The sequence below is a fragment of the Polaribacter sp. Hel1_33_78 genome (assembly GCF_900106075.1).
In the GTDB taxonomy this organism is placed as follows: Bacteria; Bacteroidota; Bacteroidia; order Flavobacteriales; family Flavobacteriaceae; genus Polaribacter.
The window spans coordinates 311,814-336,266 of the sequence record NZ_LT629794.1 but is presented as its reverse complement, the minus strand read 5'-3'; the positions used below and the strand labels follow the sequence as shown (position 1 = coordinate 336,266).

The following is a 24,453-nucleotide window of genomic DNA, read 5'->3' as shown; positions in this document are numbered from 1 at the left end:
TTATAAAAATAATTACACAATCTATCTATCATAAAAGATGAAAGTATTAAAATTTGGAGGCTCGTCTGTAGCCAACTCAGAAAACATAAAAAAAGTTTTAGACATCGTCTTTAACACATCAAAAAGCAGCAAAGTCGCAGTGGTTGTCTCTGCATTCGGAAAAACTACAGACAATTTGTTAGCTGGAGCGAATGAAGCTTTAAAGGATATTACAGGCGCTATTGAAATTTTAGAAACGATTAAGGAATTACATTATCAGGTTATTGATGATTTAATTTCTACAAATAATAAAGAGGTAAGCAAAGAAGTTACTGCTCTATTTAATCGGTTATTATCGATCTATGAAGGTGTTTTTTTACTACAAGAATTGTCCGATAAAACACTTGCAAAAGTTTCTAGCTTTGGAGAAAAACTCTCTTCATACATCATTGCAAATGCTGCCAAGGAGCTGTTTGATGCCACTCACAAAAAAAGTAGTCAATTAGTAATTACGAATAATGACTTCTTACATGCCCAAGTAAATTTTAAAATTACCAATACTAATATTACATCCTTTTTTGAAGAAAATGAGCATCAAGTTACTGTTTTGGGCGGCTTTATTTCATCAAATATTGAAGGAGAGACAACGACACTAGGAAGAGGTGGATCAGATTTTTCTGCCTCCATTTATGCCGCTGCTTTAAATGCTGATGAATTACAAATATGGACAGACGTTAGCGGTATGTTTACTGCAAACCCAAGAGTTGTAAAACAAGCATTTCCAATTTCAGAAATCTCTTATGAAGAGGCTATGGAACTGTCGCATTTTGGGGCAAAAGTTTTATACCCGCCAACAATCCAACCAGCTTTACGTAAAGAAATTCCGATTCGAATTAAAAACACTTTTGATCCAAAAAGTTCTGGAACCTTAATTTGTAAAGACCCAAAAAACAGCAATGAAGTTAAAGGAATTTCACATATCGAAGACATTAGCTTAATTACCTTAGAGGGTGGTGGAATGATTGGAATTCCTGGTTTTTCTAAACGGTTGTTTGAAACACTTTCTCAACAAAAAATAAATGTTGTTTTTATAACACAAGCTTCATCAGAACATTCAATTTGTGTTGGGGTGTATGAAAATGATGCTTCAAAAGCAAAAAATCTTTTAGACGAAACTTTTAATGTAGAAATAGAAAGAAAAAAAATAAAGCCAATTATAATAGAAAATGATTTGGCAATAATTGCTGTTGTTGGCGAAAGTATGAAAAACTACCAAGGTTTAAGCGGACAAATGTTTAGTGCCTTAGGAAGGAACAATGTAAATGTTCGAGCAATTGCGCAAGGTTCATCAGAAAAAAACATCTCTGCTGTGATCAACAAATATGATGCAAAAAAAGCTTTAAATACTTTACATGAGCAGTTTTTTGAAGAAAAAACGAAACAACTAAACTTATTTATAACGGGTGTAGGTAATGTTGGAGAACGATTATTAGCCCAATTGCAACAACAAAAGAAATTTTTAAAAGACAACTTAAAATTAAATATTAGAATAATTGGAATTGCTAATTCTAGAAAAATGTTTTTTGATAATAGCGGTATTAACTTAGGTAACTGGAAAGAAAACCTAGAAAACGGAGAGCCAGCGACCTTAGATAGCTTTTATAAAAAAGTAAAAGAAAGCAATCACAGAAATAGTGTTTTTATAGATAATACCGCAAATCAGGAAGTTTCTGAAGTGTATGAAAAGTATTTGCGTGAAAGTATTTCGGTGGTTACTTGTAACAAAATTGCGTGTGCATCTAGTTTTGACAATTACAAAACGTTAAAACGTGTTTCTAAAAAATACAATGCAGCTTTCTTGTTTGAGACGAATGTTGGCGCGGGTTTACCAATTATAGATACACTTAAAAACTTAATTAATTCTGGAGATAGAGTTCATAAAATTCAAGCTGTTTTATCTGGAAGTTTAAACTTTGTTTTTAATAATTTTAATGAGACCTCAACATTTCATGATGTGGTTGCTCAAGCACAAAAAGAAGGTTTTACAGAACCTGATCCAAAAATTGATTTAAGCGGAGTTGATGTTGCTAGAAAAATTTTAATTTTAGCAAGAGAAAGTGGGTATCAATTAGAATTAGAAGACATCTCTAATAATGCTTTTTTACCAGACAAAAGTTTAAAAACTACAAACAATCAAGATTTTTATAATTCACTAACAAAAAATGAAGCTCATTTTCAGCAAATTTTTAAAGAAGCAAATGATAAAAACTGTCGTTTAAAATATGTTGCAGAATTTATTGATGGAAAAGCAAATGTTGGTCTGCAACATATCGCTGTAGATCATCCTTTTTATAATTTAGAGGGAAGTGATAACATTGTTTTATTTTTTACGGATAGATATCCTGAAAATCCATTGTTAATAAAAGGGGCCGGTGCAGGTGCAGATGTTACTGCTTCTGGTATCTTTGCAGATGTAATTAGAATTTCAAATCAATAAAAACATGGATTATTTAAAAATATTTGCCCCTGCGACTGTTGCTAATGTTTCTTGTGGATTTGATTCGTTGGGTTTTGCTGTGGATGCTATTGGAGATGAGATGACATTTACAAAAACAGCTAAAAAAGGAGTTAAGATAACCAATATTACTGGTGCAGATTTAACCTATAATGTTGACGAAAATGCAGCAAGTACCGTTGTGAAAAAAATGTTAAGTGAAGTAAACGCTGATTTTGGAATTGAGCTCACAATTCATAAAGGCTTCTCACCAGGAAGTGGGTTAGGAAGCAGTGCTGCAAGTGCTGCGGGTGCTGCTTTTGGTGCAAATCAATTATTAGGAAATATTTTTCCTAAACTAGAACTCACAAAATTTGCAATGTTTGGGGAAAAAGTTGCTTGTGGAACCCCAATTGCAGATAATGTTGCTGCCGCTATATTCGGAGGTTTTGTTTTGGTAAGAAGTTATGATCCTTTAGAAATTATAAAATTACCGGTTCCAACTGCATTGAGAGTTGTTGCCATTCATCCACAAATAGCGATAAAAACAAAAGATGCTAGAGCAGTTTTGCCAGAGAAAATCTCATTAAAAGACGCAGTGACTCAATGGGCAAATGTTGGAGGTTTAATTAGCGGTTTATATACCGATAATTACAATTTAATAAGTAATTCATTAATAGACGTTGTTGCAGAACCTACTCGCAAAAAATTAATTCCATTTTTTGATGAAGTAAAAAGCAGTGCGATTGCGGCAGGAGCCTTAGGTGCGGGAATTAGTGGTTCTGGACCAACAATTTTTGCCCTATGTAAAGGCGATGAAGTTGCACAAAAGGTGTATAATAGCGTCCAAGAAAGTTATAAAAATACCGAAATTGATTTTGAAATGTTTATTTCAAAAGTAAATCAAGAAGGAATAAAAATAATAAATTAACCATCATTAAGAAGGAAGCGTAACTAGAGAAATCTCACTGAATAAAAAGATATTCGTTTCTATCGAAATTACTAACAAACAATAAATGAACTATTACAGTTTACATCATACATCACCAAAAACAAGTTTTAAAAACGCTGTTATTCAAGGGTTAGCAAAAGACAGAGGAATTTATTTCCCAGATAACATCACTAAACTGCCTGAAGACTTTATTAATAATATTTCTGATTTTACAAATCATGAAATTGCCTACGAAGTAATTAAACAGTTTGTCGGTGATGAGATTCCTACTAAAAAACTAAAAGAAATTGTTGCAAAAACGGTTTCATTTGATTTTCCTCTAGTTAAGGTCGATGACAACATAGCTTCTTTAGAATTGTTTCACGGACCAACAATGGCATTTAAAGATGTTGGGGCAAAATTTATGTCTCAATGTTTAGAGTACTTTAATAAAGACAATGACGATGAAGTTACAGTTCTGGTAGCTACTTCTGGAGACACAGGTGGTGCTGTTGCCAATGGTTTTTTAGGTGCAAAAGGTGTTAAAGTTGTTATTTTATACCCTTCAGGAAAAGTAAGTGATATCCAAGAAAAACAATTAACTACTTTAGGTCAAAATATTACAGCCTTAGAGGTAGATGGAGTTTTTGATGACTGTCAAGAAATGGTAAAAACTGCTTTTTTAGATCAAGAAATTAAAAAAGCACTAACCTCTGCAAATTCTATAAATGTTGCACGCTGGTTACCACAAATGTTTTACTTTTTCTTTGCCTATAAAGAATTACATAAAAAACATAAAGATCTCGTATTTTCAGTTCCTAGCGGAAATTTCGGAAATATTTGTGCAGGGGTTATGGCTCAAAAATTGGGCCTACCAATCAAACATTTTGTGGCCTCTACGAATGTAAATGATACAGTTCCTAATTATTTAAAAGAGGGTGTTTACAACCCTAAACCTTCAAAAGCAACAATTTCTAATGCTATGGATGTTGGAAACCCAAGTAACTTTATTAGGATACAAGAATTATTTAATAACGACATAGAAGCTCTTAAAAACACCTTTTCTTCATACAGTTTTAAGGATGATAAAACTAAAGCTATAATGAAAGAAATTTATACAAAATCTGGATATGTTGCAGAGCCCCATGGAGCAATTGGTTATTTAGGTTTAAAAAAACATGGATTAAAAGAAAACGAATTTGGTGTTTTTCTTGAAACTGCACATCCAGTGAAATTTTTAGATGTTGTTGAAGCAACACTGCCTGTTAAAGTTGAAATACCACAGCAAATTCAGAAAATAATCAATAAGAAAAAAGTTTCAATAAAAGCAGCTAGCTATCAAGACTTGAAAGATTTTTTAATGAAATAATCTAATCAAAAACTATTAGAAAAATAAGACCCTAATAAATTAAATTTATTAGGGTCTTTTTGTTGGCCTACAAGGACTCGAACCTTGAATGTCGGTACCAAAAACCGGTGTGTTACCAATTACACCATAGGCCAATGCTTTTCTGCGGGTGCAAATCTAATCTAATCTTTTAATTTTACAAACATTTTTTTATTATTTTTAAGTTTAACATATTTTTATGAGGTATTCTGTATTTAGAAAAGTTTGTAGAACCTACTTTTAAACATATTTATTAGTAAATTCGCCATAGATTATTTAGTAAATTATGACATCAGAAAAATTTAAAAAATGGAATATCATTTTAGGATGGGTTGCATTTGCCATTGCATTAATTACCTATACACTAACTATAGAGCCAACTGTTAGTGCTTGGGATTGTGGAGAATACATATCGACTTCTGTTAAATTAGAAGTTGGGCATCCTCCAGGAGCACCTCTTTTTCAAATGTTAGGAGCCTTTTTTGCTATGTTTACTTCTGAAGTTACTGAAATTGCAAAAATGGTCAACTTTATGTCTGCATTAGCAAGTGCTTTTACCATTCTATTTATGTTTTGGACAATTACCAATTTAGCAAAAAAATTGGCTTCAAAAACGGGTGAAATCTTAGACGGAAAATATATCGCTATTCTTGGCAGTAGTTTAGTTGGTTCTTTAACTTATACATTTTCTGATAGTTTTTGGTTTAGTGCTGTTGAGGGAGAAGTGTATGCAATGTCCTCATTTTTAATGGCTTTATTATTTTGGCTAGGCTTAAAGTGGGAAAGCGAATTGCATCACCCAAGGGGGAATAAATGGTTGATTTTAATAAGTTTTGTTGTCGGATTATCTTTTGGAGTTCATATACTTTCTCTCCTAGTAATTCCTGCCATTGTCATGTTATATTTCTTTAAAACCTTTAAAACTATTAACCTAAAAACAATGGCCATTGCTACTTTTGTTTCTGTATTCGTTTTGTTACTTGTATTTAAGTTTATATTTCCGTTCACTTTAAAATTCTTTAGCGCTTCAGAATTATTTTTCGTTAATTCGATTGGTTTGCCTTACAATTCAGGATCTATAATTGCTGCAATTATTTTAGTTGCATTGTTCTATTTTGGATTGAAATACACCAGAAAAACAGGAAAAGTAACTGCAAATACATTACTACTTTCTCTATTATTTATTATGGTAGGTTTTTCTTCTTGGATGATGTTGCCCATAAGAGCCAATGCAAATACAACTATTAACGAAAACAATCCATCAAGTGCTCGTGAATTACTAGCGTATTATGAACGAGAACAATATGGAGATGCAAACGTTTTTTACGATACATACTACTCAAATACGTATAGCAGAGAGCAAAACGCTACAAACCCTACAAAGGATGATAAACCTAAGTATGAAAAAAAAGATGGTAAGTATGTTATTGTAAATGTTTATAAAGATGTACTTCCTAATTGGTCTGATAAACACAAAGGTTTTATTCCAAGAATGGTAAACCCTGCTTCAGAAAAAATGTACAAAGCCATTGCTGGTATTCCTGAAAACAGCAAACGTAGGCCAACTTTTGCCGAGAACATTAAGTTTATGATGAGTTTTCAGTTTGGTTATATGTATGGCCGATATTTTATGTGGAACTTTGTTGGGCGTCAAAATGATATTCAAGGTAATTTAGATATTTTTAATGGTAATTGGTTAAGTGGAATTGACTTTATTGATGAAGTTAGATTAGGGTCTCAAGAGAAACTTCCTCCTCAAGTTTTAGAAAATAAAGGTCGAAATAAATATTATTTTTTACCACTGCTTCTAGGAATCATAGGTTTATTGTATCAAATAAAATGGGATAAAGAAAACTTTTTTGCTCTCTTTTTGTTTTTTGCTTTTACTGGTTTTGCGATCATTTTTTACACAAATCCAAAACCTTTTGAGCCAAGAGAACGCGATTATGCAATTGTAGGAAGTTTCTACATTTTTGCCATTTGGATTGGCTTTGGCGTGCTTGCTTTGTATGACTATTTGAAAAGTTTTGGTCCTCAAAAATTAATAGCTATTGCAGTAACATTTATTTCTTTTTTAGCAGTTCCATCATTAATGGCTTTTGAAAACTGGGATGATCACGATCGCTCAAATAGATACACAACTCATTTAAATGCTCAAGCATATTTAGAAAGTTGTGACCCAAATGCAATCTTGTTTACCATAGGCGATAATGATACGTTTCCTCTGTGGTATATGCAAGAAGTAGAAGGCATTAGAACAGATGTAAAATTGGTCAATACAAGTCTTTTTCAAACCGATTGGTATATAGATCAAATGAAACGCGCAACTTATAACGCACCTCCTATTCCATCGCAATTAACACATGATGAATATAAGTATGGAACATTAGATGTTGCTTATTATTTTCAAGAATTATTTCCGAATCTAAAAGATTCTGTTATCGATTTAAAGACCTATATGAAATGGGTTAGAAGTGATAGTAAGAAAACTTTTTATGATTTAGATGAAGATGGAAATCCTGAAAAAATGCTTCCAACTAATAAAATAAGAATTCCTGTTAACAAAGAAAATGTTTTAAAATACGGAATTGTAGCTCAAAAAGATGCAGATAAAATTGTCCCTTATATTGATATTACTGTGGACAGAGCTTTGGCTAAGAACACCCTTTTAATGCTAGATATTCTAAATAATTTTAATTGGGAACGTCCAATTTATTTTACTGGTGGTTCTAATACGGATAGTGAATATATTTGGTTAAAAGATTATTTACAACTCGATGGTGTTGCTTTTAAATTTGTACCAATAAAAACACCTACAAAAACATATAATCAAAAAGGAGAATTACAAAGAGAATTAAGCTTATTTGATATTGGCAGAATAGATGCCCAAAAAATGTACAAAAATGTACAAAAATGGAATTGGAGAAATATTAATGATGGTAAAATTTATTTAGACGAGCAAACTAAAAGAAATGCAATTTCTTTAAGAAATAGCTTAATGCGTTTATCTGCTGCTTTTGCAAAAGAAGGCGATACTTTAAATGCTTTAGAAGTATTAGATTTATCGATTGAGAAATTACCAATTAAAGATTTTGATCACTACAGCTTATCCATGGAATACCCAGAAATGTATTATAAACTGGGACAAAAAGAAAAAGCAAGAGCAACTGCAAAGACTTTAATCACCCTGTTTAAAGATAAATTAGTATGGTTTAGTACTTTTTCTGCAGAAGAATTTGACATGATTTTTGATGAGTTTGATATGACTTTTAGATATTTATATCGAGGAATCATAGATCAAGTTACTAAATATGACACGGATGAGGCTTTTACAACAGAGCTGCAAGAAGATTTTAACAAAACAATTAGTTTGTTTAGTCATATTATGCCAGAAGAAGAATAATTAAGAAAAAGTATAAAAAAGCCCAATTCAAAACATATTAATGTCTTTAGAATTGGGCTTTTTTTAATTTATATATTCTGAAACTAAATTTTAAACGTACTGTTGTACCAAACCAATTAAAGTATTAGCATCTTGAAAACCTGTTTGGCGCCATTTCATTTTTCCATTTTTATAAATCATAAAAGTAGGATTTCCTTTAACCCGCAGAGCATCTGCTAGTGTTTCATTTTCTTTAATATCAATTTTTATCACTTTTGCTCTATCTCCTAAAGCTGCAGCAACGTCCCTTAAGGTATCAATACTATTTTCAACCTCATCCCAATCTGCATAAAAATCAATTAAAACAGGTTTATCGACACTAATTAATTCTCCAAATTTTGTCATAACATAAAATTTTTAATGAAATTAAAATCACTAAACTATTCAATTTTAATCCACAAATATAATAAATCTTATTGAATAAGCTGATTATCAGGCTTTTTTCAGTTCTATGACTGTAATTTCTGGCCAAATACCAACCCTTCCAGGAAATGCATGGTATCCAAAACCTCTATTTACATTAATATATCTACCGAATTCCTGATACAATCCAGCCCATTGTTTGTAAACATATTTCGATGGGCTCCATTTAAACCAGCCAGGAATTTCAATACCCATTTGCAAACCATGCGTATGCCCACTTAGAGTTAATTGATAATTAAACTTGTCTTGTTTTACTTTGTATTCCCAATGACTGGGATCATGACTCATTAAAATCTTAAAATCTTCTTTTTTAATATTTGCTGACGCTCTCTCCAAATCTCCTGCTTGGTTAAATCCTTTCCCCCAATTTTCTACTCCCAAAAGCGCAATTTTTTGTCCGCCTTTTTCTAAATAACGATGCTCATCTAACAACAAATCAAAACCAATTTTTTTGTGTATGTTTTTTACCTCTTGAAAATTTTTAATTTTATCTGAAGGGGATCCCCAATCCATATAATCTCCATAATCATGATTTCCTAGGATAGAATATTTTCCCTCTTTCGCTTTTAGCTGAGAAAAAACATCTATCCAATCAGTCATTTCATCTGCTGTATTATTTACAATGTCTCCTGTAAATAACATTAAATCAGATTTTTGTTCGTTGATTAAATCAACACCATACTGTATTTTTTCTTTGTTGGTAAAACTACCTGAATGAATATCAGAAATTTGTGTAATTGTATAGCCATCGAAAGCCTCCGGTAAGTCATCAAAAGATAGCTGGTGTTTTATTACTTTATAATTATATTTTCCTTGAATGATACCATAAGCGAAAGCAGAAAACGGCAATGCAGCAAGCACTAAGGCTAATTGCGAAATAAATTTTCTTCTTCCTTCTAAGGATTTAGTTTCTCCATTTGAAATTGCAGAAATTAGCTTTAAAATCCATCGATAAATGTCTTCTCCAAAAAGAAGTATGATAATCACTAATTTAGGAATAGAAGCGGTTAACAACAAGCCCATGGCCATTTGAAATTGAGGTGTTTGTCCATCGCTTCTTGAATAGGTTAATACTAAACTAAAAAAATTGATATATACCGCAACACTAGCTAATAAAAAGGAATAACGTACAATTTTACTTTTTAAAACTATTTTAAATGCTTGAAATGTATAAATTTCAACTACAATAATTAATATCGTTATAATAATTAATGGGAAAATCCAACGTGACATAAAAAAAGTTTTTACAAATTTAATTCTTTAATGGTTTACTAATTTAGTTTTTAGAAGAGTTTAACAATAAATGCCGAAAATTTATGAGTTTAAGTTTATAATTAAATTGAGCTTCCCTTATGATTTATTCTCAGAGCTTTAGTTTTTTTTTAATTTCTTTGGTCTTTTATATATATATATATTCATCTTTTATCAAATCATCCAAGCATATATATCATACTTTTTCTTTGCTTAAATTATTTATTTTTTTTGATTCATAAAATCACGAATACTATTTTATCAGCCAAATTAAGTTTCGTAGTTTTATATTCCACAATTTAACATACAATGTCAGATCAAAAAAGAGTTTTTTTAGTAGATGCTTTTGCATTAATTTTTAGAGGATATTACGCATTTATAAAAAATCCGAGAATTAATTCCAAAGGATTAGATACTTCTGCCATTATGGGTTTTATGAACTCTCTATTAGATGTAATAAAACGAGAAAGACCTGATCATTTAGCAGTTTGTTTTGACAAAGGCGGAAGTGTAGATAGGGTAGAAATGTTTGAAGCCTACAAAGCCAACAGAGACGAAACTCCAGAAGCAATTAAAATTGCAGTGCCATACATTCAAGAGATTCTAAAAGCCATGCACATACCTATTATGGTAAAAGAAGGTTTTGAGGCTGATGATGTTATTGGAACCCTTTCTAAGCAAGCCGAAAAAGAAGGGTACAAAACCTTTATGGTTACTCCAGATAAAGATTTTGCACAGCTAGTTTCAAAAAATATTTTTATGTATAAGCCTCGTTTTGGAGGTGGTTACGATATTTGGGGAGTACCAGAAATACAAGAAAAATTTGGAGTAGAAAGACCAGAACAAGTTATTGATTTTTTAGGAATGATGGGCGATTCTGCAGATAATATCCCAGGTTTACCTGGCGTTGGAGAAAAAACTGCAAAGAAATTTTTAGCCACTTATGGTTCTATGGAGAACTTGTTCGCGAACACGCATGAGCTAAAAGGAAAAATGAAAGAAAAAGTAGAAGGCGCTAAAGAATTGGGCTTACTTTCGAAACAACTAGCAACCATTATGTTAGATGTTCCTGTATCTTTTCATGCCAAAGATTTTGAATTAGATCAGCCAAATATTGAGAAAGTTACTGAGCTTTTTAACGAATTAGAGTTTCGAAATTTATTAACGAACTTCACCAGAACTTTTGCTATTGAAAATGCAGTAAAAACAAATTCAGTAGAAAGTTCTACAAAAGAAAAAACAAACGTTTCCCCTAAAAAAGCAGTTTCAAGTCCGGAAGGACAATTTGATTTATTTGCAGCTCCCGGAACCGGAAGTATTTCTGAAGCCGAAGTTGCATCCGGATTTAAAACCATAAAAAATACGAGTCATTTTTATCAACATATAGACTCTCCATTCTCTAGAAAATTATTAATTAGCAAATTAATGCAACAAAATTCAGTTTGTTTTGATACAGAAACGACTGGTTTAAAAGCCTTAGAAGTTGAATTAATTGGAATCGCTTTTTCTTTTGAAATTGGGAAAGGGTATTATGTTGCATTCCCAGAAAATCAGGAAGAAACGAAAACGATTCTAGAAGAATTTAGACCGTTTTTTGAATCAGAAATTGAAAAAATTGGTCATAATTTAAAATATGACATCAAAGTTTTATCAAACTATAATATGCCAGTAAAAGGGAAATTGTTTGATACCATGATTGCCCATTATCTGATAAATCCAGATATGCGCCATACTATGGATATGCTGGCAGAAACCTATTTAAATTATCAACCAGTATCAATTACAGAATTGATTGGTAAAAAAGGGAAAAACCAACTTTCTATGAGAGTAGTCTCTATTAAAGAGCAAACAGAATATGCTGTTGAAGATGCAGATATTACGCTTCAATTAAAAGAACATTTTACCAAAGAATTAGAAAGCGGAAATGTGACCAAGCTATTTAATCAAATTGAATTGCCGCTAGTTTCTGTTCTAACAGCAATGGAAATTGAAGGCATAAATCTGAATTCTGATTTCTTAAAAGAATTATCCGTTGCATTGACTGATGATATAAACCGATTAGAAAAGAGTATTTACGAGCAAGCAGGAGAAGAATTTAATATTGCTTCGCCTAAACAATTAGGAATTGTTTTGTTTGAGAATATGCAATTGGTGGCCAAACCAAAAAAGACAAAAACTGGGCAATACAAAACCGGTGAAGACATCTTATCCTTCTTGGCAAAAGACCATCAAATTATAAGAGATATTCAAGAATACCGTCAATATAAAAAATTACAAAGTACCTATGTAGATGCATTGCCAAATGAAGTAAACCCAAAAACTGGAAGGATTCATACGCAATATATGCAAGCTGTTGCTGCAACTGGGCGCTTAAGTTCTAACAACCCTAATTTGCAGAATATACCTATTAGAACAGAACGCGGACGTGAAGTGCGTAAAGCTTTTATCCCAAGAGATGAAAATTATGTTTTATTAGCGGCAGACTATTCTCAAATTGAATTGCGAATTATCGCTTCTTTAAGTGAAGAAGAAAATATGATCAATGCTTTTAAGAATGGAGAGGATATTCATGCTTCCACCGCTGCTAAAGTATTTAATGTTCCTTTAAATGAAGTAACTCGTGAACAAAGAAGTAATGCAAAAACTGTTAATTTCGGAATTGTTTATGGCGTTTCAGCATTCGGATTGAGCAACCAAACCGATTTGTCTAGAAGTGAGGCTAAAGAGCTAATTGAAACCTATTATGAAACCTATCCAAAATTAAAAGCATACATGTCTGCACAAGTAGATTTTGCCAGAGAGCACGGATATGTAGAAACGGTTTTAAACAGGCGCAGGTATTTAAAAGACATCAATTCTAGAAATGCTATGGTTAGAAGTGGTGCGGAAAGAAATGCTGTAAATGCACCTATCCAAGGTTCTGCTGCAGATATTATAAAGCTAGCAATGATTAATATTCATAATCGTTTTAAGAAAGAAAACTTTAAATCAAAAATGTTATTGCAAGTGCATGATGAATTGGTTTTTGATGCACATAAAGACGAGTTAGAAATGATACAGCCAATTATAAAATACGAAATGGAAAATGCTTTTAAAATGAGTGTTCCATTAGATGTTGAAATGGGAATAGGAGAAAATTGGTTGGAGGCTCATTAAAAAATAAAAATGGAATTAGATTATATTGAAAATGTAAATGGTCTAGGCGAAAACATTGTTCGTCTCTTCGACTTTAACAAGGCTGAAGCAATTCTATTTAGAGATCTTTTAAAAGAAATAATAATTGAAAAAAAACAAAAACTAGATTTATCGCAAATAGATTTTATAAACACCACTAACTACAATCTAATTTTTGGATTATTCAAATCTGACGAAGGCATATTAACAAAAGATAAAGAAACGTTTTTCTGCATTTTAACTATTGAAGGCTTTATAAAAATGATAAATTTTTTAGAACCTTTTTGTAAGAAGGAATCAAAAGGATATACATATTTATACGATATTGATAACCCTACAGATTTACTATTTTCTCCATGTGCTAGTTGATAAAAGAGTCTGAAAAATTATTGTACTTAAAGTTTAGAGTAGCAGTCAAAGATTAAACAGAATGAGGATTTCTTTCTAACAATTCATGTTTTGAAAACACTATAAATTTATCGATTTTTAATTCCGCCTTTTACTTTACCTTTGACTTATAAAAAAATCATTGTTTTTTGGATTCGACATATTTTCAAAATTTCACCACTTCTATAGCAGGAATAAAAACTCCAAAAAAGTTTACCTTTCCGTTTTATTATGAACCACATTTGCTTGCAAAAATTGCAGTAAAAGAATTACAAGATTATTTAGAATCTCAAACTGATTTTACCCATAACTTTGGATTAGATGCATCTCAAACTGATTTACCAATTGGAAAAATGTTTGGAGTATTAGTTGTTCAAAACCAACAAAATGAAATTGGGTATCTCGCAGCTTTTTCTGGAAAATTAGCAGATAAAAGTTTGCCGAAAAAATTTGTTCCTCCTGTTTTTAACATGAGAACAAAAGGTAGTTTTTATATAAAAGGGGAAATAGAAATTGATGAAATTAATAATCAATTAACTATTCTGGAAAGTAATAAAGCTTATTTAGCTTTAAAAAAAACGCAAACAAAACTTAAGAAAACGATTGCTGAAAGTTTAGAAAATCAGAGAAAGAAAATGAAGCTTTCTAAATCTAGCAGAAAACTTCATAAGAAAAATGCAATTTTAATTTTAGATGATTTAGAGTTTAAAGCTCTGACAAAAAAATTAATGCAAGAAAGTTATAATGATCAATTTTTATATAAAGAACTGCAAGAATATTATGATCTTAAACTTGAAAAAAACAGCAAAAAACTAATCATTTTTGAAGATAAAATTACTGCTCTTAGAAAAGAACGAAAAGAAAAATCTAACTATTTACAACAAACATTATTTAGTAAATACTCGTTTTTAAATCAACAAAAAGAGCATAAAAATTTGTTAGATATTTTTGCTAATCCAGCAATAAAACCTCCCGCAGGGTCAGGAGAGTGTTCCGCCCCAAAATTATTAAATTATGCTTTTGCTAGCGATTTAAAGCCGATTGTAATGGCAGAATTTTGGTGGGGTATTTCACCAAATTTAGCCATAAGAAAACATAAAAACTATTATCCTGCTTGTCAGGGTCGATGTAAACCTATTTTATCGCACATGCTCAATGGGGTAGTCATGGATGATAATTTATTATTAGAAAACCTAGCCGATAAACAAGAACTAAAAATTATTTATGAAGATGATGTTTTAATTGTTGTTCATAAACCTACAGAATTATTGTCTGTCCCTGGTAAAGAAATAAATGACTCTGTTTATAGCAGAATTAAAGAAAAATACCCTGCTGCAAAAGGTCCTTTAATTGTGCATCGTTTAGACATGTCTACCTCTGGAATTTTATTATTGACCAAAACAAAAGAAGCTAATAAAATTTTACAAGGTCAGTTTATAAATAGAACCATTAAAAAACGTTATGTGGCTTTATTAGATGGAAATTTATCGGAAAATAAAGGAACAATAAAATTGCCTTTACGTGTTGATTTAGAAGATAGACCTAAACAGCTAGTAGATTTCGAATATGGAAAAAATGCGAAAACAAATTGGGAAGTCATCCAAAGAGAAAATGGAAAAACGCGTGTTTATTTTTACCCTATAACAGGTAGAACGCATCAATTAAGAGTACATGCCGCACATAAAGACGGCTTAAATACTCCAATTATTGGTGATGATTTGTATGGAAAAAAGACAAATAGATTACACCTTCATGCTGAATTTATTGAATTTATGCATCCATTCACAAATAAAAAAATGAGTTTTACTGTTGCTGCTGATTTTTAAAAAATAAATCAATTTAATCCGTAATTTTGCAAATGAATTATGAGCATTATTTCTAAAGACATACAAAAAGCAATCACACTGTTAACCAACGAAGAACTGGTTGCCATACCTACTGAAACCGTTTACGGTTTAGCAGGAAATATCTTTAGTGAGAAAGCGATTAAATGTATTTTTAAAACTAAAAAGCGCCCTTTTTTTAATCCTTTAATTGTACATATTTCCTCTGTTGATGTTTTAGAAACGATTGTTTCTGAAGTTCCTAAGAAAGCAAAAATCTTAGCAAAACATTTTTGGCCAGGCGCTATGACCTTGGTCTTAAAAAAGCACAAAGATATTCCTGATATTATTACTGCGGGCAAAGATACGGTTGCCGTGCGTGTACCAAATCATCCTGTAACGATAACCCTTTTAAACCAATTGCCATTTCCTTTAGCGGCTCCAAGTGCAAATCCTTTTAACAACATTAGCCCAACAAAACCAGCTCATGTAGAACGTTATTTTAAAAATGATATAAAAATGGTTTTAGATGGCGGTTCTTGTAAAAATGGAATTGAATCTACCATTATAGGTTTTGAGGATGATGAACCAATTATTTACAGATTAGGAGCTTTAGCTTTGGAGGATATTGAAGCTGTAATTGGTGCTGTTCGAATAAAAAATAAAAAGAAAGAAAATCCTGATGCTCCAGGAATGTTAGACAAACATTATTCTCCACTAACACGAACAATCTTAACTTCTTCAATTACTAAGGAAATTAAAAAATATCCAAATAAAAAAATCGGAATTTTAACTTTTAATACTTCTTATAAAAGTGATGCTATTTCTTATGAAATTATCTTATCTAAAAATAAAGATTTACATGAAGCTGGAGCAAAATTATATGATGCTTTGCATGAATTAGATCATTTGAATTTAGATGTTATTATTGCAGAAAGATTACCAGATACTGGTTTAGGGAAATCTGTTAATGATCGTTTACAAAGAGCGGCATTTCATTAATAATTAGGCTTATCTTCTTTTAAAAGTGAGAACAAAACTGACCTAAAAATTGACAGTAAAATACTAAAAAAGAAGGCTGTAAAAAATCCTGAAACAGCAAAACCATCTATTAACTTATCTGCTAATAAAATAATAATTGCGTTTATTACAAATAAAAATAAGCCTAAAGTTACAATGGTCGCTGGTAATGTAAAAAACACCAAAAGCGGTCTTACAAACATATTTAATAACGAAATTACAACTGCAACAATAATTGCAGTTACATAACTAGTTACTGTTACTCCTGGTAAAATATTAGCTAAAACAATCACTGCTAAAGCCGTTAATAAAATTTTTAAAAAGGTTTTCATAATATTTAAGTTAAATTCCTACCTGCATAGAAATAATAATATAGAATCTGTAAAGCTAAAATTATACCAAATATAAAAGCTGCTTTTTTGGCAGACTTACTAAAAACAAGCCATTTTACCTCTAAACTAAAATAAATACAACTATGCCTTTTGGAGGTCAGCAGCTTTCCGTTCTAGTTCTGCCTGAAACTCTTCCATTACTGGTTTTACGGTACTTTCGGGTATATCTGCAACTTTAATATACATTAACCCATCAACTGCATTATTGAATTTTGGATCTACATTAAAAGCAACTAAACGTGCATTTTGCTTCACATATTTTTTAATTAAAACGGGAATCCTTAGTGCTCCGGGTTCAATCTCATCAATAATTTTATCAAACTTTTGCATATCTGCTTTGGTCGCGTCAAACACAAAATCTTTGTCATCATCCTTTAATTTTACTTTAAATTCTTTCTTTGGGTAAATATATTGAGCTATATATGGATCGTAATAATGAGATTTCATAAACTCAATCATCAACGATTTTGAAAAGTCTGAAAACTGATTGCTTATAGAAACACCGCCCATGAGATACTTATGTTCTGGATAACGCAGAGTTACATGCACAATCCCTTTCCAAAGCAAAAATAAAGGCATTGGCTTTTGTTGATATTCTTTTATGATAAAAGCGCGTCCCATTTCTATGGTGTTTTCCATCATTTGATGCAATTCTGGCTCAATTCTAAATAAAGTTTGCACATAAAAACCGTTAATGCCATACTTTTTGTAAATCTCTTTTCCTAGACCCATTCTATAAGATCCAGCCAAACAATTAGCTTTTCTATCCCATAAAAACATATGATAATAATACCGATCATACTTATCTAAATCAATAGATTTTTTTGTTCCTTCACCAACATCTCTAAAAGTAATTTCACGCAGCCGTCCTATCTCATGAAGTAAATTGGGTATCTGTTTTGCCTTGGCAAAAAAAACTTCATAATTTTTACTTTCTAATAATCTTCCATTATTTTCTCTTAAAACATCTACTTCTTTAGCAAAGGAATCGATACTTTTTTGAGGCGTAATTTCTTTCGAAGATTTTTTTATTTTTATTTTTTCTGTAGATAAAATCTTATTCTTTTTTTCAAACGGATTGGCCAACATATATGTCTTCCTCCTTATAAAATCAGAAAAAGCGTTAATGTTTTCAAATTCTTTCTGATCCTTTACAGAAATTGGTTTACCAATTCTTATTTTTATAATCTTATTTTTTTGATTAAGCAATTCGGATGGTAATTTTGCCGTTCTTAAAGTTCCACTAATTTTATTTAACATGTAGAAAAACTTACTGTTTTTGGCGTGAAAATAAATTGGAATAATAGGTACTTCAGCTTTTTTTATTAATCTTACAGCACCTTCTTCCCAGGGCTTATCGACCATTAACTTACCTTCTTTAAAAGTGGAAACTTCTCCAGCGGGAAAAACACCTAACGAATTCCCTGCTTTTATATGACCTAAAGCTTGTTTAATTCCTCCAATACTAGATTTAGCATCTTTATGATCCTCAAAGGGGTTTACAGCAATTGTATGAGGCTTTAATGGTTCAATTCTGTGAATCAAAAAATTAGAAAGAGTTTTATAATCAGAACGATGTTCTAATAACAATTTCAAGATTAAAATTCCATCTACTCCACCCAGTGGATGATTCGAAACCGAAATAAAAGGACCGTCTTTTGGTATTCTCTTAAGATCTTCTTCAGGTACTTCAAATTCAATTTGTAACTCGTCAATAACACCCTCTAAAAAATCTAAAACAGGTTTATCTTTATTCTTATTATAAATGCTGTTTATTACAGAAATCCTCAAAATTTTTATAAGTAACCAACCTGTAAATGTACCGAGAAAACCAAGCTTCTCGAAACCAATAACTTGTGCAATTTCTTTAGATGTTACTAATGCCATGTGTGAAAATTAGACCTGTCAGCAAAAATAGTGAAAAAAATAAAGCAATCTTTTTTAATTCGGTTCTAAAACTATTTGAAAAGTTTCTTTGTTTATTTGCGTAAGTAATGACTTCCCTTTTGCTTCTATAACTGCTATAGCCTTGTCATCAAAATGGCGAACGGTATACAAATCAACTTCCTTTTGAACATCCATTTTAAACTGTTTTTTTAACTCGTTATAAAAGACATCAAATTTGTTAAATTTATTATCTATACAAACAGAAAAACTAATTGCTGAATTTTGAATTAAATTTACTTTTAATTGATAATCATGTAATTTTTGAAAAATATAACTGATATTATTTTCTACCATAAAAGAAAAGTCTAATGCCGAAATTGATAGTAAAATCTGATCTTTCTTAACAATGAAACAAGGAATGTAAGGCCTTAAACTGCTTCCTTTAGAAACTTTAGTACCAGTTTGTTTTGGATTTAAAAAAGAGCGAACCAATAAAGGAATTTCTTTCCTCTCCAAAGGTTGCAATGTTTTAGGGTGAATTACAGAAGCCCCATAAAAAGCCATTTCAATAGCTTCTTCATAAGAAATTTGTTTTAACAAAGTAGTCTCTGCAAAAACTCTTGGGTCTGCATTTAAAACACCATCAACATCTTTCCAAATGGTAACACTTTCTGCATGCAAACAATAGGCAAAAATAGCTGCTGTATAATCCGAACCCTCTCTACCTAAAGTAGTCGAATTTTCAGTATCATTCGCCGCAATAAAACCTTGGGTAATATTTAGTTTAGAAGTATCAACTTTTTTAGAAATAATCTCCTCTGTAAGTTGCCAATCTACTTTAGCATCGCGATAATTACTGTCTGTTTTTATATAATTCCGCACATCAAACCAACAATTATCTATTCCTATTTTAGATAAATATGCACTTACAATTCTAGTAGATAACAACTCACCAAAACAAATAATTTGATCATACACATAATTAGATCTTTGTGAAGTGTTTCTTGCTAAAAACCAGCCAAGTTCGCCAAAAAGAATAGCTATATCTTTATAAACTGTATCCTCTTTATCAAAAAGAGAATTCATAATATTTTTATGAAAATCCTCTATAAAATTAAGCTTCTTGGGTAAATTTTCTGTTTTATTATAATAAGCTTCTACAACATCTTCAAACGCATTTGTCATTTTTCCCATGGCAGAAATAACAACTAAAGTATCTTTAGCTACTTCGGTTCTAATAATGTTGGCAACATTTTTTACACTTTCTGCATCTTTTATCGAAGCACCTCCAAACTTAAAAATCTTCATTTTAATTGTTTTGAATAAATTTCTCTAAACCCTCTTTGTTCATTTGTACCACAGACCAATCCTTTAAATAGACAGCCCCTGTACTTTTGTAAAAATTAATTGCATTTACATTCCAATCAATTACTTCCCATGCAACTCTATTAAAATGATGTTGATGAGCATATTTTAAAACTGCTGTATATAAGGCTTTCCCAGCACCTATCTTTCGTTTGCTTTTAGTAACCATTAAATCTTCTAAATGAATTGTTTTTCCTTTCCAAGTTGAATACCGTTCATAAAATAAGGCAATACCGATAACTAAACCACTTTCTATAGCAACAAAAAGTTTAAACTTTGGTTCTTTAGAAAAACCGTCTCTTAGTAAATCATCAACAGTAATTTCTACAGCATCTGGCTCTTTTTCAAAAACTGCTAGCTCAATAATTAAATCTAAAACAGCTTGTACATCTTTTTCTTGCCCTTCTCTTATAATAAAACTCATCTTATAAAAATTTTGTCAAAGATAGTCGTTTTGAAATCACGGTAAAATATCTCATGTTTTTGAACATTTATTTTTGATTTGTTAAAAATTAACTTTTTTTTAAAAAAGAAAACCCATTTTTACGAAATCGATTTAGTAAAAAATCAGCATCTTTGTAAAATCAATTTATCTCAAAAAAAAATGACTAGACAAAAAGAAACTTTAGGAGAGTTTATTATTAAAAATCAATCTTCTTTTCAATTTAGTTCGGGAGAACTTTCTAGACTTATCAATTCTATAAGATTAGCTGCAAAAGTAGTAAATCACGAAGTTAATAAAGCTGGTTTAGTAGATATTCTTGGTACTGCTGGCGATACAAATATTCAAGGTGAAGACCAACAAAAGTTGGATGTATACGCCAATGAAAAATTCATTCAAACTCTAACAAAAAGAAATATTGTTTGTGGAATTGCAAGTGAAGAAGAAGACAGTTTTATAAGCATAAACAGTCAAGATGAAAAACATCAAAATAAATATGTTGTTTTAATTGATCCTTTAGATGGATCTTCAAATATTGATGTAAACGTTTCTGTAGGAACTATTTTTTCTATATACAGAAGAGTAACTCCTGTAGGAACACCGGTACAGCTAAAAGATTTTTTACAGAAAGGAAGTGAGCAAGTTGCTGCTGGGTATGTAGTTTATGGCACCTCTACTATGTTAGTTTACACCACTGGTCATGGAGTCAATGGTTTTACATTAAATCCAGCCATTGGTTCTTTTTATTTATCCCACCCAAACATGCAGTTTCCAGAAGATGGTAATATTTATTCTGTAAATGAAGGGAATTATTTAGACTTTCCATTAGGGATAAAAAAATATATTAAATACTGTCAGGAGGAAGAAGGAGAAAGACCTTACACAAGTAGGTATATTGGTTCTTTGGTTTCTGATTTTCATAGAAATATGATTAAAGGTGGAATTTATATGTATCCGAAAGGATCTAGAAACCCTAATGGGAAACTCCGTTTATTATACGAATGCAATCCCATGGCTTTTATTGCAGAACAAGCCAATGGAAAATCTTCTGATGGCTATATAAGAACTATGGATGTTATCCCAACAGAATTACATCAAAGAGTTCCTTTTGTTTGTGGAAGCAAGAACATGGTTGAAAAAGTAGAAGAGTTCATGCGCGCCCATGGAGAATAAATAGTTGTGAAATAAAACAAATCAACAATTAAATACAAAAAAAATATTGGAACCTTTCTATAATAATCAACTTTAAAAGGCTGATTTAGATTGGTTTTTTAACGCCTTTGTTTACTCTTTTTATATATCAAAATAAGCCATCTTTATATCACTATCAATTATCAAAACTAGATCTTCTTGTAAAACTATTTTTTAATGTTTAAATTTGTCAATAAAAATTAATTTAATCAATTTTAAATATAAAAAAATTATGGCTTTTCAATTACCAGATTTAGGGTATGCTTATGATGCATTAGAACCACATATTGATGCTAGAACTATGGAAATACACCATACAAAACATCATAATGGATATACAACAAAATTAAATGGAGCAGTTGCAGGAACTGATTTAGAAGGAAAATCTATTGAAGATATTCTTGCGAATTTAGACATGAGCAATGGTGCTGTTAGAAATAATGGAGGTGGATTTTACAATCACTCTTTATTCTGGTCAGTTATGAATCCTGAAGGGAAAGGATACTTATCAGGAGAATTAAAAGGGGCTATTGAGGATGCATTTGGCACTAAAGATGCTTTTATGGAAGCTTTCTCTAAAGCCGCAGCAACACAATTTGGTTCAGGTTGGGCTTGGTTATGTGTACTTCCAGGAGGAAAAGTAGAAGTTTGTTCTACACCAAATCAAGACAACCCATTAATGCCAGGTGTAACTTGTGGCGGAACCCCTATTTTAGGATTAGATGTTTGGGAGCACGCTTACTATTTAAACTATCAAAATAGAAGACCAGATTATATTGATGCTTTCTTTAAAGTAATTAACTGGAATGAAGTTGAAAAACGTTACGCGGAAGCAAAATAAGTGGCATAATTAGTTTTAATATCTCACTCGAATGTAAAACAGTGATTCTATTAAAATTCTAATATAAATAAAAAAGCATCCAATATATTGGATGCTTTTTTATTAACTATTTAAAAGCTAGTAAGATCTTTTATCACTGCCTTCGTAAAAGTTTATGAACGCCTGGTTTACAACTCTATTACCTCCAGGTGTTGGATAATCTCCCGTAAAATACCAGTCTCCTAAATTATCAGGACATGCTTTATGCAAACCTTCAATAGATTGATAAATAACCTCAACATCTGCTTTAATATCTTCGGTTTTTAACATTTCGGCAATTTTGGCTGATATTTCTTCAGGGGTAAATGGGCTATATATGTCCTTTACATGATTTACAATTTCTTCATCACTTTTAGACAGTTGTGCTTTACATTTTTCATAAACAGCGTCTACAATATCATATTTATTATGATCTTTCAATAACTCCAGAGCAGCTTTAAAAGCAATAAAGGCCTCAATTCTTGCCATATCAATTCCATAACAATCTGGATAGCGAATTTGTGGCGCAGAAGAAACAACCACTATTTTTTTAGGACTTAATCTGTCTAAAATTTTAATAATACTTTTCTTCAAAGTTGTTCCACGAACAATACTATCGTCAATAATAACAAGATTATCAGTAGGTTTTACAACACCATAAGTAATATCATAAACGTGTTCTACCAAATCATCTCTAGAATTATCATCAGCAATAAAAGTTCTTAATTTTGCGTCTTTAATCGCAATTTTTTCAAAACGTGCTCTTTCAGATAAAATTTCAGTTACTTTATCTGCAGATAAATTTTTTCCCCCTGCTAATATTTTTGCAGTTTTTTGTTGATTCAATAAATCTTCAGCAGCTTCGGTCATTCCGTAAAAAGAAGTTTCTGCTGTATTCGGTATATAAGAAAAAACCGTATTTGAAATATCAGAATTTATTGATTTTAAAATCTTTGGGAACACATATTTTCCTAAATTTTTGCGTTCTTCATAAATTCCTGCATCACTTCCTCGTGAAAAATAAATACGCTCAAAAGAACAAGCTTTATTTTCTCTGGGCTCTAAGACTTTTTTGACAGAAACTTTACCACTTCTTTTTATAATTAATGCATGACCTCTTTCCAATTCTTGGACCTCTTCAATCTTAACATTAAACACCGTTTGTATAACTGGTCTTTCTGAAGCAACCACTACAACCTCTTCATCTTCATAAAAAAAAGTAGGCCTAATTCCATTAGGATCTCTTAATACAAAAGCATCTCCATGACCAACTAAACCAGCCATCGCATAACCACCATCCCAATTTTTAGAAGATCTTTTTAGTACTTTTTTTAGACTTAAATTCTCTTCTATATAAGGTGATGCGTTTCTCTTATTAAATCCTTTTTTCTTTGCTTGCTGATATAATTTAGACACTTCATCTTCTAAAAAATGTCCAATTTTTTCCATCACTGTAACGGTGTCAGTAAACTCTTTTGGGTGCTGACCTAAAGATACTAACTCTTCTAACATTTGTTTAGAATTCGTCATATTAAAGTTTCCAGCAACAATTAAATTTTGATGTTTCCAATTACTTTGACGTAAAAAAGGATGCACACTTTCTATCGAATTTTTACCAAAAGTACCATAACGTACATGTCCTAAAAATAAGTTTCCAACATATGGCATATTCTCTTCTTGCCATCTTACATCATCCTTTTTGTCAGGATTTTCCTCTAAAACACCGTTTAAACGACCGTTAATTTGAGCAAAAATATCTTGTATTGGTGTTGGCTTGTTTGAACGAACTCTACTAATGTATCTTGTACCTGGTTCCACATTAAATTTTACACTTGCAAAACCAGCTCCATCTTGTCCACGATTGTGCTGTTTCTCCATCAATAAATACATTTTATTAATTCCGTAAAAAGCGGAACCGTATTTATCTTTATAGAATTGTAATGGTTTTTTTAATCTAACCAGCGCAATTCCACATTCATGTTTAATAGCATCACTCATTTATTCGG

17 protein-coding genes and 1 tRNA gene are annotated in these 24,453 nt (G+C 31.2%); 10 read left to right on the top strand and 8 right to left on the bottom strand.

Annotated features, from left to right (window positions below; translation table 11 throughout):
• Positions 1 to 37 precede the first annotated feature (37 nt).
• From thrA to thrC, 3 genes are all read left to right on the top strand, one after another.
• A complete protein-coding gene (thrA, locus tag BLT88_RS01610; protein ID WP_091952575.1) occupies positions 38 to 2,476 on the top strand; it encodes a bifunctional aspartate kinase/homoserine dehydrogenase I in 2,439 nt (812 codons plus the stop codon).
• Between the two features lie 4 nt (positions 2,477 to 2,480).
• A complete protein-coding gene (locus tag BLT88_RS01605; RefSeq protein ID WP_091952567.1) occupies positions 2,481 to 3,404 on the top strand; it encodes a homoserine kinase in 924 nt (307 codons plus the stop codon).
• 85 nt (positions 3,405 to 3,489) lie between these two features.
• The gene (thrC, locus tag BLT88_RS01600) at positions 3,490 to 4,773 is read left to right on the top strand and encodes a threonine synthase (protein WP_091952565.1); all 1,284 of its coding nucleotides are present in this window, start codon (positions 3,490 to 3,492) and stop codon (positions 4,771 to 4,773) included.
• 62 nt (positions 4,774 to 4,835) lie between these two features.
• Here thrC and BLT88_RS01595 read toward each other — a convergent pair.
• Positions 4,836 to 4,907, bottom strand: a tRNA-Gln gene (locus BLT88_RS01595).
• Between the two features lie 170 nt (positions 4,908 to 5,077).
• Here BLT88_RS01595 and BLT88_RS01590 point away from each other — a divergent pair.
• On the top strand, positions 5,078 to 8,194 hold the full coding sequence (locus tag BLT88_RS01590; protein WP_091952563.1) for a DUF2723 domain-containing protein: 3,117 nt from the start codon (positions 5,078 to 5,080) through the stop codon (positions 8,192 to 8,194).
• A gap of 90 nt (positions 8,195 to 8,284) precedes the next feature.
• Here the strand turns inward: BLT88_RS01590 and BLT88_RS01585 are convergent, their stop codons facing one another.
• Together BLT88_RS01585 and BLT88_RS01580 are read right to left on the bottom strand one after the other, a co-directional pair.
• The gene (locus tag BLT88_RS01585) at positions 8,285 to 8,578 is read right to left on the bottom strand and encodes a co-chaperone YbbN (protein WP_036784158.1); all 294 of its coding nucleotides are present in this window, start codon (positions 8,576 to 8,578) and stop codon (positions 8,285 to 8,287) included.
• An 87-nt stretch (positions 8,579 to 8,665) separates the two neighbouring features.
• Positions 8,666 to 9,889: a metallophosphoesterase gene (locus BLT88_RS01580; protein WP_091952561.1), complete on the bottom strand. Its 1,224-nt coding sequence runs from the start codon at positions 9,887 to 9,889 to the stop codon at positions 8,666 to 8,668.
• Between the two features lie 327 nt (positions 9,890 to 10,216).
• Here BLT88_RS01580 and polA point away from each other — a divergent pair, with 327 nt between their 5' ends.
• From polA to BLT88_RS01560, 4 genes are all read left to right on the top strand, one after another.
• Entirely contained in the window at positions 10,217 to 13,063 is a 2,847-nt protein-coding gene (gene polA / locus BLT88_RS01575) for a DNA polymerase I (RefSeq protein ID WP_091952560.1), read from the top strand.
• 9 nt (positions 13,064 to 13,072) lie between these two features.
• A complete protein-coding gene (locus tag BLT88_RS01570) occupies positions 13,073 to 13,450 on the top strand; it encodes a hypothetical protein (RefSeq protein ID WP_091952558.1) in 378 nt (125 codons plus the stop codon).
• Positions 13,451 to 13,617: 167 nt separating this feature from the next.
• The gene (locus BLT88_RS01565) at positions 13,618 to 15,294 is read left to right on the top strand and encodes an RluA family pseudouridine synthase (protein ID WP_091952557.1); all 1,677 of its coding nucleotides are present in this window, start codon (positions 13,618 to 13,620) and stop codon (positions 15,292 to 15,294) included.
• Between the two features lie 39 nt (positions 15,295 to 15,333).
• Positions 15,334 to 16,293, top strand: a complete 960-nt coding sequence (locus BLT88_RS01560) for an L-threonylcarbamoyladenylate synthase (protein WP_091952555.1) — start codon at positions 15,334 to 15,336, stop codon at positions 16,291 to 16,293.
• On the opposite strand, the gene BLT88_RS01555 is transcribed toward BLT88_RS01560, so the two are convergent.
• The 4 genes from BLT88_RS01555 to BLT88_RS01540 form a co-directional block, all read right to left on the bottom strand.
• Positions 16,290 to 16,643 (bottom strand): phage holin family protein, encoded by a 354-nt coding sequence (locus BLT88_RS01555; RefSeq protein WP_091952553.1) that lies wholly within the window; start codon positions 16,641 to 16,643, stop codon positions 16,290 to 16,292. The genes BLT88_RS01560 and BLT88_RS01555 overlap by 4 nt on opposite strands.
• Before the next feature lie 141 nt (positions 16,644 to 16,784).
• On the bottom strand, positions 16,785 to 18,590 hold the full coding sequence (locus BLT88_RS01550; RefSeq protein WP_091952551.1) for a lysophospholipid acyltransferase family protein: 1,806 nt from the start codon (positions 18,588 to 18,590) through the stop codon (positions 16,785 to 16,787).
• Positions 18,591 to 18,644: 54 nt separating this feature from the next.
• On the bottom strand, positions 18,645 to 19,898 hold the full coding sequence (locus tag BLT88_RS01545; RefSeq protein WP_091952550.1) for an aspartate kinase: 1,254 nt from the start codon (positions 19,896 to 19,898) through the stop codon (positions 18,645 to 18,647).
• Position 19,899: 1 nt separating this feature from the next.
• Positions 19,900 to 20,379 carry a GNAT family N-acetyltransferase gene (locus BLT88_RS01540; protein ID WP_091952548.1) on the bottom strand — a complete coding sequence of 160 codons (480 nt, stop codon included), beginning with the start codon at positions 20,377 to 20,379 and terminating at the stop codon, positions 19,900 to 19,902.
• Positions 20,380 to 20,559: 180 nt separating this feature from the next.
• On the opposite strand from BLT88_RS01540, the gene fbp reads away from it, so the two are divergent.
• Positions 20,560 to 21,570, top strand: a complete 1,011-nt coding sequence (fbp, locus tag BLT88_RS01535) for a class 1 fructose-bisphosphatase (RefSeq protein WP_091955610.1) — start codon at positions 20,560 to 20,562, stop codon at positions 21,568 to 21,570.
• 250 nt (positions 21,571 to 21,820) lie between these two features.
• Complete coding sequence (locus BLT88_RS01530; protein WP_091955609.1) at positions 21,821 to 22,429, top strand: superoxide dismutase; 609 nt, start codon at positions 21,821 to 21,823, stop codon at positions 22,427 to 22,429.
• Positions 22,430 to 22,546: 117 nt separating this feature from the next.
• Here the strand turns inward: BLT88_RS01530 and BLT88_RS01525 are convergent, their stop codons facing one another.
• Positions 22,547 to 24,445 carry a hypothetical protein gene (locus BLT88_RS01525; RefSeq protein ID WP_091952547.1) on the bottom strand — a complete coding sequence of 633 codons (1,899 nt, stop codon included), beginning with the start codon at positions 24,443 to 24,445 and terminating at the stop codon, positions 22,547 to 22,549.
• Positions 24,446 to 24,453 lie beyond the last annotated feature (8 nt).